The 14,046-nt window shown below is 49.9% G+C and carries 13 protein-coding genes; 2 read left to right on the forward strand and 11 right to left on the reverse strand.

What is annotated here, in order from left to right; translation table 11 throughout:
• Positions 1–3: 3 nt before the first annotated feature.
• Positions 4–1,026, forward strand: coding sequence for an alpha/beta hydrolase (locus AC04MQ_RS10605; protein ID WP_475392061.1), 1,023 nt, complete (start codon positions 4–6; stop codon positions 1,024–1,026).
• 8 nt (positions 1,027–1,034) lie between these two features.
• Here the strand turns inward: AC04MQ_RS10605 and dtd are convergent, their stop codons facing one another.
• From dtd to AC04MQ_RS10625, 4 genes are all read right to left on the reverse strand, one after another.
• Positions 1,035–1,472, reverse strand: a complete 438-nt coding sequence (dtd, locus tag AC04MQ_RS10610; RefSeq protein ID WP_475392062.1) for a D-aminoacyl-tRNA deacylase — start codon at positions 1,470–1,472, stop codon at positions 1,035–1,037.
• A gap of 77 nt (positions 1,473–1,549) precedes the next feature.
• Complete coding sequence (gene infC, locus AC04MQ_RS10615) at positions 1,550–2,146, reverse strand: translation initiation factor IF-3 (RefSeq protein ID WP_015090758.1); 597 nt, start codon at positions 2,144–2,146, stop codon at positions 1,550–1,552.
• A gap of 122 nt (positions 2,147–2,268) precedes the next feature.
• Positions 2,269–4,239 (reverse strand): threonine--tRNA ligase, encoded by a 1,971-nt coding sequence (thrS, locus tag AC04MQ_RS10620; RefSeq protein WP_475392063.1) that lies wholly within the window; start codon positions 4,237–4,239, stop codon positions 2,269–2,271.
• Positions 4,240–4,363: 124 nt separating this feature from the next.
• Complete coding sequence (locus AC04MQ_RS10625) at positions 4,364–5,056, reverse strand: PilZ domain-containing protein (RefSeq protein WP_475392064.1); 693 nt, start codon at positions 5,054–5,056, stop codon at positions 4,364–4,366.
• A gap of 180 nt (positions 5,057–5,236) precedes the next feature.
• Between AC04MQ_RS10625 and AC04MQ_RS10630 the strand changes: the two genes are divergently transcribed.
• Positions 5,237–5,602 carry a hypothetical protein gene (locus AC04MQ_RS10630; RefSeq protein ID WP_475392065.1) on the forward strand — a complete coding sequence of 122 codons (366 nt, stop codon included), beginning with the start codon at positions 5,237–5,239 and terminating at the stop codon, positions 5,600–5,602.
• 81 nt (positions 5,603–5,683) lie between these two features.
• Here AC04MQ_RS10630 and AC04MQ_RS10635 read toward each other — a convergent pair whose 3' ends face one another.
• The 7 genes from AC04MQ_RS10635 to AC04MQ_RS10665 form a co-directional block, all read right to left on the reverse strand.
• Positions 5,684–6,247, reverse strand: a complete 564-nt coding sequence (locus tag AC04MQ_RS10635) for a hypothetical protein (protein WP_475392066.1) — start codon at positions 6,245–6,247, stop codon at positions 5,684–5,686.
• A 484-nt stretch (positions 6,248–6,731) separates the two neighbouring features.
• Positions 6,732–7,934 (reverse strand): hypothetical protein, encoded by a 1,203-nt coding sequence (locus AC04MQ_RS10640; protein ID WP_015090753.1) that lies wholly within the window; start codon positions 7,932–7,934, stop codon positions 6,732–6,734.
• A 7-nt stretch (positions 7,935–7,941) separates the two neighbouring features.
• Complete coding sequence (locus AC04MQ_RS10645) at positions 7,942–8,523, reverse strand: c-type cytochrome (protein WP_015090752.1); 582 nt, start codon at positions 8,521–8,523, stop codon at positions 7,942–7,944.
• 4 nt (positions 8,524–8,527) lie between these two features.
• A complete protein-coding gene (locus tag AC04MQ_RS10650; RefSeq protein ID WP_015090751.1) occupies positions 8,528–9,052 on the reverse strand; it encodes a DUF3341 domain-containing protein in 525 nt (174 codons plus the stop codon).
• Positions 9,052–10,413, reverse strand: a complete 1,362-nt coding sequence (gene nrfD / locus AC04MQ_RS10655) for an NrfD/PsrC family molybdoenzyme membrane anchor subunit (RefSeq protein WP_011164088.1) — start codon at positions 10,411–10,413, stop codon at positions 9,052–9,054. Before nrfD ends, AC04MQ_RS10650 begins: the two co-directional genes overlap by 1 nt.
• The gene (locus AC04MQ_RS10660) at positions 10,410–13,547 is read right to left on the reverse strand and encodes a TAT-variant-translocated molybdopterin oxidoreductase (RefSeq protein WP_475392067.1); all 3,138 of its coding nucleotides are present in this window, start codon (positions 13,545–13,547) and stop codon (positions 10,410–10,412) included. Before AC04MQ_RS10660 ends, nrfD begins: the two co-directional genes overlap by 4 nt.
• Before the next feature lie 12 nt (positions 13,548–13,559).
• The gene (locus tag AC04MQ_RS10665; protein WP_235046312.1) at positions 13,560–14,042 is read right to left on the reverse strand and encodes a cytochrome c3 family protein; all 483 of its coding nucleotides are present in this window, start codon (positions 14,040–14,042) and stop codon (positions 13,560–13,562) included.
• Positions 14,043–14,046: the final 4 nt, after the last annotated feature.

The raw sequence follows: 14,046 nt of genomic DNA on the forward strand, positions 1-14,046 counted from the left end.
TGCATGATCAATCATGAAGTTCTGCCCAACTATCGTTCTTATGAGACCCCGCAATTCAAAATCGAGACCCTGAAAATCGAAAGTTCGATTTTGAAGCCAAACCCGCTGCAGGATCCAGCCACCCGCTTCAACCCGGTGCTGGTCCCCCATGTGCCAGGCCCGTGGCCCGTGGTGGTGGTTTTAAGTGGCTTTACCAGCAACGCCCCTTTTAACTTCAATGGCAAATTCAACGAAAAGAACCCGGTGCAGATTATCAACGAAGCTGCAGCCCGCGGTGAAGCGCCCCAGGCACTGTATGTCTTTGTCGATGCCCTGACCACTTGGGGTGGGTCCCAGTTCATCAATTCCAGTGCGGTGGGAAACTATGAAGATTATATTATGCAGGAGCTGATCCCGGCGGTGAAAAAGCACTTCACAGCTTCTGACAAAAAGTCTGACTGGTGTGTGACCGGCGGATCCAGCGGCGGCTATGGTGCTCTTCACCTGGGATCAAAATACCCTGAGGTATTTGGTGTCATTGCCGCGATTGCCCCGGACTCGTTCTTTGAAGCCAGCCTGCTTTCTGAATTCTACCAAACCGCGCCTCTGTGGGAAAAATATCAGTCAGGACTCAAAGCCCTGGAAGAACTGCGCAATGGCAGACTGACGAAGATGCGCAACTGGCACACGCTTTTAAATGCTTTCGGCATGGCCGCTTGCTATGCGCCGAAGGGCGAACATGGTGACTTCCACTTCCCTCTTGAAAAAGACGGCACGAAAAATCTGACCGTGTGGGAAACGATTCTGGAAAAAGATCCGCTGCACTTTCTGCCAAAACGTGTGCAGAGTCTGAAGGACAAACAGATCTATCTGGATGTTGGCAACAAGGACAATTTCCATCTGCAGTACGGATGCCGCCAGATTTCGGCGATATTCAAAAAGAACGGGATCAACCACGACTATGTTGAATTCGACGGAACTCATTTCGACATCGGCGAGCGCCGTGCGGAAGTCTGGCGTTGGCTGACGACGCTGTGGCGTCGCTAAGTCGCTAATCAGACTTCCAACAGCAATGTCACCGGGCCGTCATTCAGAAGACTGACCTTCATGTCGGCCCCAAATACCCCGCCGAATGTTTTCACACCCTGGGATTCACTGATGGCCAGAGCTTTTTCATAAAGCTCTTTCGCAGGGTCCGGCGCTTCGGCGCCAATGAAGCTGGGACGATGGCCCTTGGAGGCATCCCCCAGCAGTGTGAACTGAGACACGATCAGATGCTCCCCGTCCACGTCTTTCAGGGACAGATTCATCTTGCCGGTTTCATCCGGGAATATTCTTAAAGCAAGGATCTTGGTTATCAGTTTTTGCAGCTGTTCTTCACTGTCGCCTTTGGCAACCCCCAGCAGCGTCAGATAGCCCTTTTCGATAGAGGAAATAAGCTTTCCATCGACTACGACAGAGGCATTTTGAACTCGTTGCACGACTGCTTTCATGGGGGCTCCTGTTGATTGCTTAAAAAACAAAACCCACATTTTCATGTGGGTTCGTTTGAAAAAATCTGTTCAGATTTTTACTCTTCGTCGTCGCCTTCGACTTCTTCCAGCTCAGCAAGCTCTTTGGTGTCTTGCTTGGACTTGTTCGGGTGAAGCTTCTGGTATTCTTTGATCTTGAGTGGGTCTGGACCCAGCATCAGGAACATGTTCTTACCTTCCATCTTCGGCTGGGATTCAACCAGCGCCAGGTCATCAACGAAAGCGATACATTTCTTCATCACTTCCATACCCAGCTCCTGGTGGGCCATCTCACGACCCATGAAACGCAAAGACACTTTCACTTTGTCGCCTTCCAGAAGGAAGCGGCGGGCGTGATTCATCTTGGTTTCAAAGTCATGCTGATCCGTACGAGGACGCATCTGAATTTCCTTGATCGTCACAACAGTCTGTTTTTTACGAGCCGCAGTGGCTTTTTTCTTGTTCTCGTACTTCCACTTGCCGTAATCCATGATTTTACAAGTAGGAGGAGTTGCTGTTGGAGCAATCTCAAGAAGATCGAGGCCTCTATCTTCAGCAATACGTAACGCCTCAGGAACTGTCATCACGCCAAGCATGTTACCTTCATCATCGATAACACGAATCTGTTGAGCGCGAATCTCGCGGTTGACTCTCAATGAGTCTTTAGAGTCTTTCTTGTTGCGATCAAAGCGACCGCCACCTCTAAAATTACCTTCAAACTTGCTAATGGCAAACCTCCGGGGTTTAGTTAAATCCTAGCGTCACGTAAGTGCGACGGCTAGTTTGTCGTTGCAGACTTCGCAAGAGAGCTCTGCAAACTTCTTGTTTTAATATCAGTCGTGATCAAATTCATCACCTGATCCACAGTCAGACCTTTATGTTCTGATCCGTCTCTCAGACGCAATGAAACCGTTCTGGATTCAGCCTCTTTATCCCCCACAATAATCATGTATGGGATTTTTTGCAGCTGAGCCTCGCGGATTTTATAATTCAACTTCTCGTTACGGCGGTCAAACTCAACGCGAACACTGTGTCCTTTCAAAGAGTTTTGCAGCTCTTCGCAGAAACCGTTCACGCGGTCCGTAACGTTCAGGATCGCCACCTGCACTGGCATCATCCACGGTGGCAAATGACCTGCCGTGTGCTCAAGGTAAACGCCGATAAAGCGTTCCAAAGAGCCCAGAATCGCACGGTGAAGCATCACTGGACGGTGCTCCTTGTTGTCTTCGCCCGTGTATTTCAAATCAAACGCCTGCGGAAGATTTGGATCCACTTGAAGTGTACCCAACTGCCAAGGACGATTCAATGCATCGACGAACATGATATCCAACTTAGGTCCATAGAAGGCCCCGTCGCCTGGATTCAGCTCAAATGGCAAATTCAGGGATTTCAGGGCTTCGGCCAAAGCGCCTTCGGCCATGTCCCAGTATTCCTCACTGCCCATACGGTTGTCCGGACGAGTGGAAAGGAAGATCTTGTAATTGCCCATGCCCAGCTTGTCGTAAACACGATTCAGCAGGTTCATGAACTTGGCGATTTCTTCCTGCAGCTGGTCCATACGGCAGAAGATGTGCGCGTCGTCCTGACAGAACGTACGAACACGGGTCAAACCGTGCATGGCACCGGACTTTTCATAACGGTGCAAGCGACCAAAGTCCGCCATCTTGATCGGCAGATCACGGTAGGAATATTTCTCAGAGTTATAAAGCAAACAGTGAGAAGGACAGTTCATCGGCTTGGAGGCGAAATCGCGCTCGTCCACCTTGGTAAAGAACATGTTTTCTTTGTAGTTCTGATAGTGACCGGACGTATGGAACAGGTTCACGTCAAAGATCTGCGGTGTGATGACTTCCTGATAACCGGTTTCGAAATACAGCTCGCGCAGATAGGTCTGCAAAGAGTTGTAAACCGTCGCGCCCTTACCTGTGAAGAACGGAGAACCCGGAGCCAGTTCGTTGAAATAGAACATGCCCAGTTCTTTACCCAATTTACGGTGATCGCGTTTTTTCGCCTCTTCGATATTGTGAAGATACGTTTCCAGATCCTTTTTGTCGTTGAACGCTGTCGCGTACACACGCTGAAGCTGGGCGTTTTTCTCGTCACCTCTCCAGTAAGCCCCCGCCACGCTCAAAAGTTTGAACGCTTTGATCTGGCCAGTGGACTGGATGTGAGGACCGCGGCACAGGTCAAACCAGCTGGTGCCGTTAAAGTAGATGCCGACAGTGGTCTCGCCTTTTTTGGCAAGATCCTCGATCAGCTCCACTTTAAAGCGCTCGTTCATACCCTTGAAGGTCTCAATCGCCTTTTGAATCGGCCAGTTTTCACGGTGAATCGGCAGATCCTTGGAAACGATCTCGGTCATCTTTTTTTCAATTTTTTCGAAATGCTCTTCAGTGAAGGCAAACGGAGAATCAAAGTCGTAATAGAAACCGTTGTCGATCACCGGACCGATGGTCACTTTCACTTCGGGCCAGATGTCCTGAATCGCCTGAGCCATGATATGCGCGCAGGAGTGACGAACAACCTCAACGGATTCAGGGGATTTTATGGTGACCAAAGCCACCTTGGTCTGATCTTTCAAAACGGTGCGAAGATCAGAGATTTCAGTTGATCCGTTCAGTTTTGCGCCCAGAGTTTCCTTGGCCAAGCGAGGGCCAATGGACATCGCCACTTCCAGCGCTGTCGGTTCATGGTCAAAAACCTTCGTAGAGTTATCCGGCAAAATAATTGTAATTTGTGACATTAGCATGCTTGCACTCCGGCTGAGCCGGAGTCAGAAAGGGTCGTCGCAGAATGCGCCGTACTGGTTTGAAAATGTGATGAATAATTATGCATTTGCATCACATTAGTAGTAATCCCCCACCCTCAAGGGGTCAAGCACTCACCGCAAGAAATTGCACACCAATAATCTGCTCGCCATCAGCTGAACATCCGACCCAGCGGACCTGAGATTCCACAGACACCCAGACGCCATGCTGGTTCTTGTACATCAAACTTATGAAGTCCTTTTTCTGGACCTGTTCCTGCCCCAGGGATATCTGCGCCCCGCCTTGGGAAAAGTCCACCATGTGGCCTTCGCGCAGGAACTGTACCCACGCCCCGGTCGGGGAACTTTCGGCCATCACGGACTTCTTGAGCATCACCGGAGAACTGACCACCATGCGGTCCTGCTTGCGGCTTTTCAGACTCTCGCCGTTTAGGCGACGCGTCACGAGCTGTTCTATTCTTTCGCGTTCAGACTCTCTCAACACCAGAATGTCCGGGCGATTTAAAATAAGCTGATGTACAGAGTTTTCAATATGTTGAGCGATAAAAATAAACGACGCCTTCACCTGTGAGTGACTCCAGCTTAAGAAGGCCTGAACTGCGCGCAGACTGAGGTTTTCGGTGCGAATGATCACGTGAAGATCCCCTTTTGAAGATTGAAGTGTTTCCTTAAGTTCAGCCGCACTTCGCGACCGATACCAGCGCACGCCCCGCAGTCTTTGCAGATACAAAGGCAAATGCTGGCTCGAACTGAGATAAATAAGGTCTTTAAAACGCTCATTGTGCATGAAGGACTTCATTGCAAAACGGAAGCCCACGGATCAAACGCGTCTATATTTGAGATCACCGTATAGCCCGTGGACAGTCGTACAGAATGCTTTAAACAACATTGTTAAATTACTGATTTACCTAAGCAAAAATACAAATGAACATCTTTGAATATTGCTCATAAAACCCAAACATCATTCAAGGAGAAACACATGAAATCGATCTTTATGGTTGCCGCCGCATTCCTGGCAATGACCTCTTTTGCAATCGCAGAAGAACCCAGCACGGCCGACAAAGCCGGCGCACAAATGGAAAAAGCCGGAGACGCCACCAAAGATGCCATGAACAAGGCTGGTGATAAAACCAAAGAAATGTACAAAGACGCCGAAGTCGGCACCAAAAAAGCCGGCCGCAAAGCCAAGAGAACCGCCAAAAAAGGCATGAACCGCGCTGAAGAAGCCGTGTGTATGGACGGCGATGTGAAGTGCGCCGCGAAGAAAGCTGGCAACCGCGTGGAAGAGGGCAAAGATGCCACGGTCGATGCGGCTAAAGACGCTTCAGACACGATGAAAAAGTAATTCCGCAATCATTTCCCAAAACAAAAACGACCGGCTTAAACCGGTCGTTTTTTATATTTTCAAGTTTAGGATAAAGCCACCTTAACGGCACTGCTGGGCGACCTCGCGCAGCTCAGATATCTCGTCACAGTCAAAGCGCGACAGGCGCGAGCAGACATAATCGATACAGGACACATCGACGACTCCCCGACAAAGCCCCGCGACCTCAAAGACCTCGACCTTTTCATCACAGGCAAAACGCGACATGCGACTGCAAATGCTGGTCACACAAGGCCCGCTGACGTTGCGGCAAGCCCGGGTGACTTCGTACATGTCATCCTTGTCGTCACAGTCAAAACGACTGAGCTGCTTACAAACCGCCTCGACACAACGGCCAGGAAATCCTCCCCCGCCCCCGCCATCCGGAGGACAATTCGGCGGTCGGTTCGGCGGCGGATTGCCAGGATTACTAGGAGAATCCGGCGGGTATTCCTCTGGAGGCAAAGGTCTTGGAGGATTGCCTAAAATCGAACCCCAGAGGCTTTTGGCAGCATAATACTGATCCACCAATTTATGAGTTTTATCGGCTGATGAAACCGGCACCGCCAGCGAATCCACCGTCGTCAAGAGCAACAAGATCACAAGCACAGAGAGCAAGTTTCTCATACGTCCTCCACACAGCCCAAGGATCTGCCAACGTAAAACAGAAACAACTAAAGACGCCAAATAAGGCCAAAATACAGGCCAAGAACCCCACCAATGACACACTGTAGGCGTAAAAAATCATCAGGCACCTTTTAAATAAAGATCCCCTCCCTCCACCAACCGGCGACCAGCGGCGCCAGCGCGCTGTAGCCAGAAAAAACAACCAGGCACCTTTTCTGTCCGGGCGCCTTTCGCCAAAGGCGAAACAGCCAAACGTCTTCGAGGCGGCGATGAAACACCCGGTGCTGAATAAGAGCCAGGAGGCTGGCGGAGTGGGGGCCTTGGCCCTCAAAACCGAGTTCCGCAGCACCTGAAAAAACGGCAGTAGTAATCAGAAGAGTAAAAAGAATAAAAAAAGGGAGCCAAGAAAGGCTCCCTTCGTGCGAGGACTGTCTGAGCGTTTTGAGGGCCAAGGCCCCCACTCCGTCAGGCGACCACGTGCTACTTAGTAAGCAACGTGGTGGTTCAGCGCTTCGTGCATTCTTGGATCTTTCAACGGAACCAAAGAGTGCTTAGACCAGAAGGACATGATTGTCAGAAGGAACGCACCCGCGAAACCAGCGAAGATGCCGATTTCCCAGAATCCGAAGGTCACGTGACCGTCGAAGAAGTTCGGGTAAACCATCCAGTAAATGTCCACGTATTGCATTACCAATACCAACACAGAGATCAACAACACGTTGCTGTCGTTGCGTTTCATTCCACGAGGCAAAAGCGCCAGGAACGGAACCACGAAACGGAAGATCAGAAGAGCCATAGAGATGCTCATCCAGCCGCCTTGTGCACGCGCGATGTAGTATTCTGTTTCCTCAGGGATGTTAGCGTACCAGATCAACATGAACTGAGAGAACGCAATGTAAGCCCAGAAGATGGAGAAACCTTTAAGGTATTTCACCACGTCGTGCTGGTGCTCTTCAGTCACATAACCTTTAACCAAACCAGAGCGTCTCATCAAAACGATAACGATCGCCAGGAATGCCATGCCCGCCTGGAACATACCAGAGAAGCCATAGATACCAAAGATGGTGGAGTACCAGGTTGGCAACAAGGACATCAACAGATCCACGCAGAACAAAGAGAACATCAATGCGTAGAACACAATGAAACCAACAGACGGAGCCACGGATTTCGTCGTCAAAGACTCGTCACCGGATTTGTCCTGTTTCAAAGAGTTGCCCACGATCACATGACGGAAGATCATGCAGCCGACCGCAAAGATGAACAGGCGAATCACGAAGCCACCCATGTTCAGGTAGCCGGTTTTCGCTGCGATCACCGGATTTTCAGCCACCACCTCTGGGTTTGCCCAAGGGTAAAGGTGTTTGAAACCAACCAACAGAACCAAACCACCGATCAAAATCGCCGGCAGGAAGGACGTTGTTGCTTCAGCATAACGACGGATGGATACAGACCAGCCGGCTTTAGCCACGTTGTTGATAACGATCCAGAACAAACCACTCAATGCCAGGCAAGAGAAGTAGAAATAGGACACCAAATAGGAAGTCCACAATCTGTCCTGATTTTTCATAAGACCGATCACGAAAGTCAAAAGACCAATAGCGATCAGGGCGAAGCTCAGCGTTTTCAATTTCGCCGGAGCTTCAAATTTCGATACATGCAGATTTACATGATGATTGCTTGCGCCCATTTACAACCTACTTAGCTTCTTGCTTCTCTAGGAAGCGGATATAGTTAACAACCTGCCAGCGGTATTGCTGAGGAATGTGGGAAGCATAAGGACCCATCACACCCTGACCCACTGTGATCACGTGATACATGTGACCATCAGTCCAGCCTTTGACTTTATCAGTCAGCAAAGAAGGTGGTTTCAACGCCATTTTTGCAGAGATGGTGGACTTTGCAGCCTCACCGCCCTCACCTTTGTAACCATGGCAAAGAGCGCAGTTTGTCTCGTAGAATTTCTGACCTACGATCAAAGTCTCTTCGTCCATTTTGCCAGCCAGTGGATTTTTCAGATTCTTGGAAGCGGCTTCCACGTCGGTAGCATACTGGTACGGTTCAAAACCAACCGGAGCTGTACCTTCTGGAGGAACACGCATACCACGGTGATGAGGAGCATCCGCATCGTAGGACTGAGCCTTCACAGCCGGAGTCACCATCATATCCTGGATAATTTCCACATTCGGCTTGTTGCCACGAGGACCGCAGCTGGACAACGCCAGAACAGCCAATCCTGCTGCTGCAACACCCATTGAAATATTCACGATGTTTCTCATCTTACTAGTACTCCGTCTTCTTCACTTCAGTTGCGCCAAGCTCTTTGAACATGGATTCAATTTTAGCTTCGTCGTAACCGTTGTCATTGTGCGGGATAAAGATAGCGAACTTGTGGCAGCTTAGATCCGGATCAATCACCGGTGGATCCATGCGCGGAATACCGCAGGCATAGAACAAAGCCCCTACTGAAGAAAGCGCCGACAACAAAATCGTCAATTCGAACATGATAGGTACAAACGCAGGCAAGCTGAAGAACGGCTTACCACCGACGTTTACGGCCCAGTTCACCGCGGAAGTCCAATAAGTCAGACCCAAACCGCCAGCCAAACCAGCCAGACCCATAGTGAAGGCCACATAAGGAATCCACGAGCGTTTGATGCCCGCAGCTTCTTCCATTCCGTGAATAGGATAAGCAGAGATTGCTTCAAACTTCGTGAAACCGGACTCACGCACTTTGCGGGTCGCTTTCAGAATTTGATGCTCTTCCAACCAGATACCAGCAATACCTTTAGTATATTTAGCCGCCATTAGTGGTGCCCTCCTTTATCATCGTAACCCACATGCAATACGGGCTTCACTTCCGCGATAGAAACCGCAGGGAACAGACGCAAATACAACAAGAACAGCGTCAGGAACATACCGAAGGATCCAACCAGAACCCCGGTATCGAACCAGGACCAAGCGTACATGCCCCAGGAAGAAGGCAGGAAGTCTCTGTGCAAAGAAGTCACAGTGATCACGAAACGCTCGAACCACATACCGATGTTCACCAGGATGGACACTACGAACATCACCGGGATGGAACGACGGAATCTGCGGAACCAGAACAACTGAGGGAAGATGGTATTACAAGATACCATGATCCAGTATGACCAGCCGTAAGGACCGAACGCACGGTTGATGAACACGAAGCGCTCGTATTGGTTGCCAGAGTACCAAGCAATGAAGAACTCAGACGCGTACGCGTAACCAACCAGCATACCTGTGGTCATGATGATCTTATTCATCACTTCCATATGATCCAATGTTACGTAGTTCTTGAATTCAGGGAATCCAATACGAACCAAAGTCATCAGGGTCACAACCATCGCGAAACCGGAGAAGATCGCACCGGCAACGAAGTATGGAGGGAAGATCGTGGTGTGCCAGCCCGGAAGGTTAGAAACCGCGAAGTCGAAGGATACGATCGTGTGAACGGACAAAACCAGCGGAGTGGAAAGACCTGCCAGAAGCAAGTAAACCATTTCGTAGTGGGACCAGTTCTTCGCAGTGCCTCTCCAACCCAAAGACAACGCACCGTAAACAGTACGGCGAAGTTTGTTCTTCGCACGGTCTTTGATGGTTGCAAAGTCAGGAACCAAACCGATGTACCAGAACACCATGGAAACTGTCGCGTAAGTGGATACCGCGAAAACGTCCCAAAGAAGCGGAGAACGGAAGTTCACCCACAATGGACCACGTTGATTCGGGTACGGGAACAACCAGTAATCCAACCAAGGACGACCCGTGTGCAGCAGCGGGAACAGACCCGCGGTCATTACCGCGAAGACGGTCATCGCCTCTGCGGTACGAGCTACGGAAGTTCTCCACTTTTGACGGAACAGGAACAGAACCGCGGAAATCAGAGTACCGGCGTGACCGATACCGATCCAGAATACGAACGTAACGATCATCGTACCCCAGAACACCGGGCTGTTCACACCCAGAAGACCGATACCAACACCCACTACGGATGCCAGGATACCGATATAGAACAGAAGCAACGTCTTCGCACCCAGGAACATCCCCACCCAACCTTTGGATGGGAAGCGTTCCACCGGAGCGCAGATGTCGTCAGTAACATCTTTCAAAGTTTTATTGCCAAGGACTAATGGGCTACGCTTCATCATGAGTGCTCACCTTGTTTTGCAGTACCGTGACCTTTTTGATCACCAGTTGATTCTTTATCATTGTTACGGATCTTGGAAAGATAGCGAACGGACGGAGCCGCGTGCCACTCTTCAAGAAGTGCGTAACCACGTTCTTCAGTTTTGAAGATTTTGGCTACAGCACTGTTTGGATCATTCAGGTCACCGAATACGATACCGCCTGCAGGACATGCAGTCTGACACGCAACCTTAACATCCCCGTCTTTCAACTGACGTTTTTCATTGCGAGCCACTGTTTTGGCATCCTGGATTCTTTGAACGCAGAATGTACATTTTTCCATCACCCCGCGGGTACGAACGCCCACAGAAGGATTCAGAGCCATGTGCATCGGCTTCTCGATCAGTTTCGCATAGTTGAACCAGTTGAAACGACGTACTTTGTAAGGGCAGTTATTCGCGCAATAACGAGTACCAACGCAACGGTTGTAAACCATGTCGTTCAGACCCTCGTCAGAGTGAACCGTCGCCAGAACCGGACACACCGTTTCGCACGGAGCATTGTCACAGTGTTGGCACATAACCGGCTGGAATACCGCTTCTGCGTTTTCCGGATTGCCGATGTAGTAACGGTCAATACGCAACCAGTGCATCTCACGACCTTCAAGAACGTATCTTTTACCCACAACCGGGATGTTGTTCTCGGATTGACATGCAATCACGCAGGAAGAACAGCCTGTGCAAGTATGAAGATCAACCGCCATACCCCATTTGTGACCACTGTATTCGTGACCGGACCAGATGGACCATACGTGAGGGTGCGGGATGCCTGTGGATTTCTTTTTGTTGTAGTCAGCCAGTGTCGCTTCAACCGCGATAGTGCGGCCTTCCATTGTGTGGTGACCTTGCGTGATCGCAATTTCATACTTCTTGGAAGTTTTCTTGAAGGACGCAGCAGTTCCAGCTGCAACGGCTTTACCGTCTTTGGCAGTAACGAAGACAAAGGCGTTTTGACCGATGCCGTTACCCACTTTACCAGCACGCGTGCGACCGAAGCCCACAGCCACTGCCAGAACGTCGTCATGCAGACCTGGCTGGATCAACACTGGAAGTTCCAGAGTTTTACCGCCCACAGTCAGTTCAACCACAGTGGCTTGTTTCAGGCCGTGCTTTTCAGCCGTCGCCAAAGAAACCATCACATAGTTGTCCCAAACTGCTTTGGTCACTGGATCTGGAAGCTCATGCAACCAGGAAACGTTCGCAAGCGAACCGTCACCGTGCTGAGACGTGGAATAAAGAGCCAGTTCAAAGCCTTCTTTCGCCGCTGCTGGCTTGATGGATGTAAATGCATCCATTTTGAAGGAACGAGAAGAAGAACCAGAGCTGATCTCTCCTACATAACCTTTTTGCAAAGCTGTCTGCCAGAAGTCCTCGAAGCCCTGACCTTTCCCGTGTTTAGGGAAGATGTCGGATTTCCAGAATACGCGCAGGTAATCATAGAAGGTCTCGTAGTCACGAAGACGGGATGGACCCACACTCGCAAGGTACGCCCAAGTCATCAAAGACAACTGGAAGGAACGAGTGTCGTACATTGGACGGATGGACGGCTGACAGATGCTGTAAACACCCGAAGCCAGTTCCATATCACTCCAGGATTCCAACGCGTGGTTGTCCGGAGTGATGTAGTCAGCAAATACGCCTGTTTCGTCAATACGGTCACCTGTGTAAAGAACCAGATCGACTTTTTTGATTGCCTCTGCAAAGCCCATGTCCGCGCCCAGAACGAAGCCTGGATTCACACGGTGGATGATCAAAGTTTTCACTTTGCCATCTTTCATGTCTTTGATCAAAGCAGCCATGTCAGCATGGGAAGCTTTGTCGCCTTTGTTTCCACCGTTGTGGTCCACGGTTTTACCGTCGTTACCCAGGATGGAGTTCAGGAAGTTCACTGCCACCTGAAGTTCTTGGGATTTTTCAGTCAAAGTGGTGATACCACCCGCAACCACCAGGGATGTGCCCTGATTAGCCCAAAGATCTGCCGCCACTTTCGCGAACAAAGCAGGTTCAACATTCAGTTTTTTAGCTACATCAGCAAATGGAGCCAAAGCCGCTTTCACCGCACTGTTGCCAGCTTGAGAGGAAGCACCTTTCTTCACGATGATTTCGTGAAGAAGACCCATCACAACTTCAAGTTGCTGGGAAGGCTTGATTTTCATGCGGATGTCCGCATTGGCGCCAGTCAAAGAGTAATTGGAGTCGAAGGAAACCAGACGGCTCATGTTTTTGATGTCTTTACGACCTTCAACGAACTGATTCGTGAATGCCGTAGGAGAAATCCATGTACCCAGGAAGTCAGCATCGATGGAAACGATCATTTTCGCTTTATCGAAGCGGAATGCCGGTACCACATCGTCGCCATAAGAGGCTTTTTGACCTTCACGAACGTCGTCATTTGAAAGAGCTTCCCAAACCACGTGTTTGGCTTTGAAACCTTGTGCGAAATCACCGATCACCGCGCGGGTTGCCGGGGACGCCACGTTGCCGGAAAGGATGACAACGTCACCTTTCTTCAATTGCTCAACAACTTTTTTGTCCAGGTCTTCCCACTTAACGTCGATAACCTGGCTGTTGGATTTCTTTTCGTTGAACAGATTGCGCTGAGGACCTTTCAGTCTTTCAGGGTCATACATGGACAACAAAGAAGCCTGGGAACGGATGCTCAAACCGCTAACGCTGAATGGATGACCAGGGTTTGCTTCAATTTTAATAGGACGGCCTTCGCGTGTTTTAACCAAAACACCCAAAGCGTCAGAACCATCGAAGAATGCAGAGGTATAGTAGTTCGCCATACCCAGAGTCACTTCTTCCGGCTGTTTGTTGTAAGGAACGATTTTCTGAACCGGACGGCGGATGCAACCTGCAGAAGCCATCGCGATGGAAGCACCCATCAGCTTCAGGAATTCACGGCGTGCCCAGCCACCTTCGTCATCCGCCTCGCGCAATGGAGAGGACTGGAATTCTGTGGAAGCAATTTTGTTGAACTCAGGATCATTGCTCCATTGTTCAAGGCTGTTCCAGTATTTTGTGTCACGCTCCACTTTCGGGCGAAGCGCTTTTTTCATTTCTAAATCGTGATCGTGATCATGATGTTCAGACATTTTACCAAACCCTTAGTAGTGGCAAGTTGAGCAGTTAAGAGGAGCTTTGTTCTCTGGCTGACGGTGACAGTTCACGCACCAACCCATAGAGAGATCAGAGAACTGTTGAACCGTTTTCATGGTCTCAATCGGACCGTGGCACGTTTGACAGTTCACGCCTTTGGCAATGTGGGCATTGTGGTTGAAGTGAACGAAGTCCGGAAGCATGTGAACGCGAGTCCACTCAATGGAGTCCCCGTTGTCATAAGCTTCACGCAGCTTTTGAATCGCAGGCTTGTCAGTTGCAACCTGCAAGTGACAGTTCATGCACGTTGAAAGTGCAGGAATGTTTGCGTGTTTTGTTCTCTCAATTTGGTTGTGGCAGTACTGACACTGAATTTTGTGTGTACCCACGTGCAGGGAATGCTCAAAAGGAATCGGCTGTTCTGGAGCGTATCCTTTATTATATCCCCAACCCGGCTGGAATTTGCAGCCTGTGAGAAGTGTTGTAACCATGAGC

It is taken from the genome of Bdellovibrio sp. MYbb2, assembly GCF_056175685.1.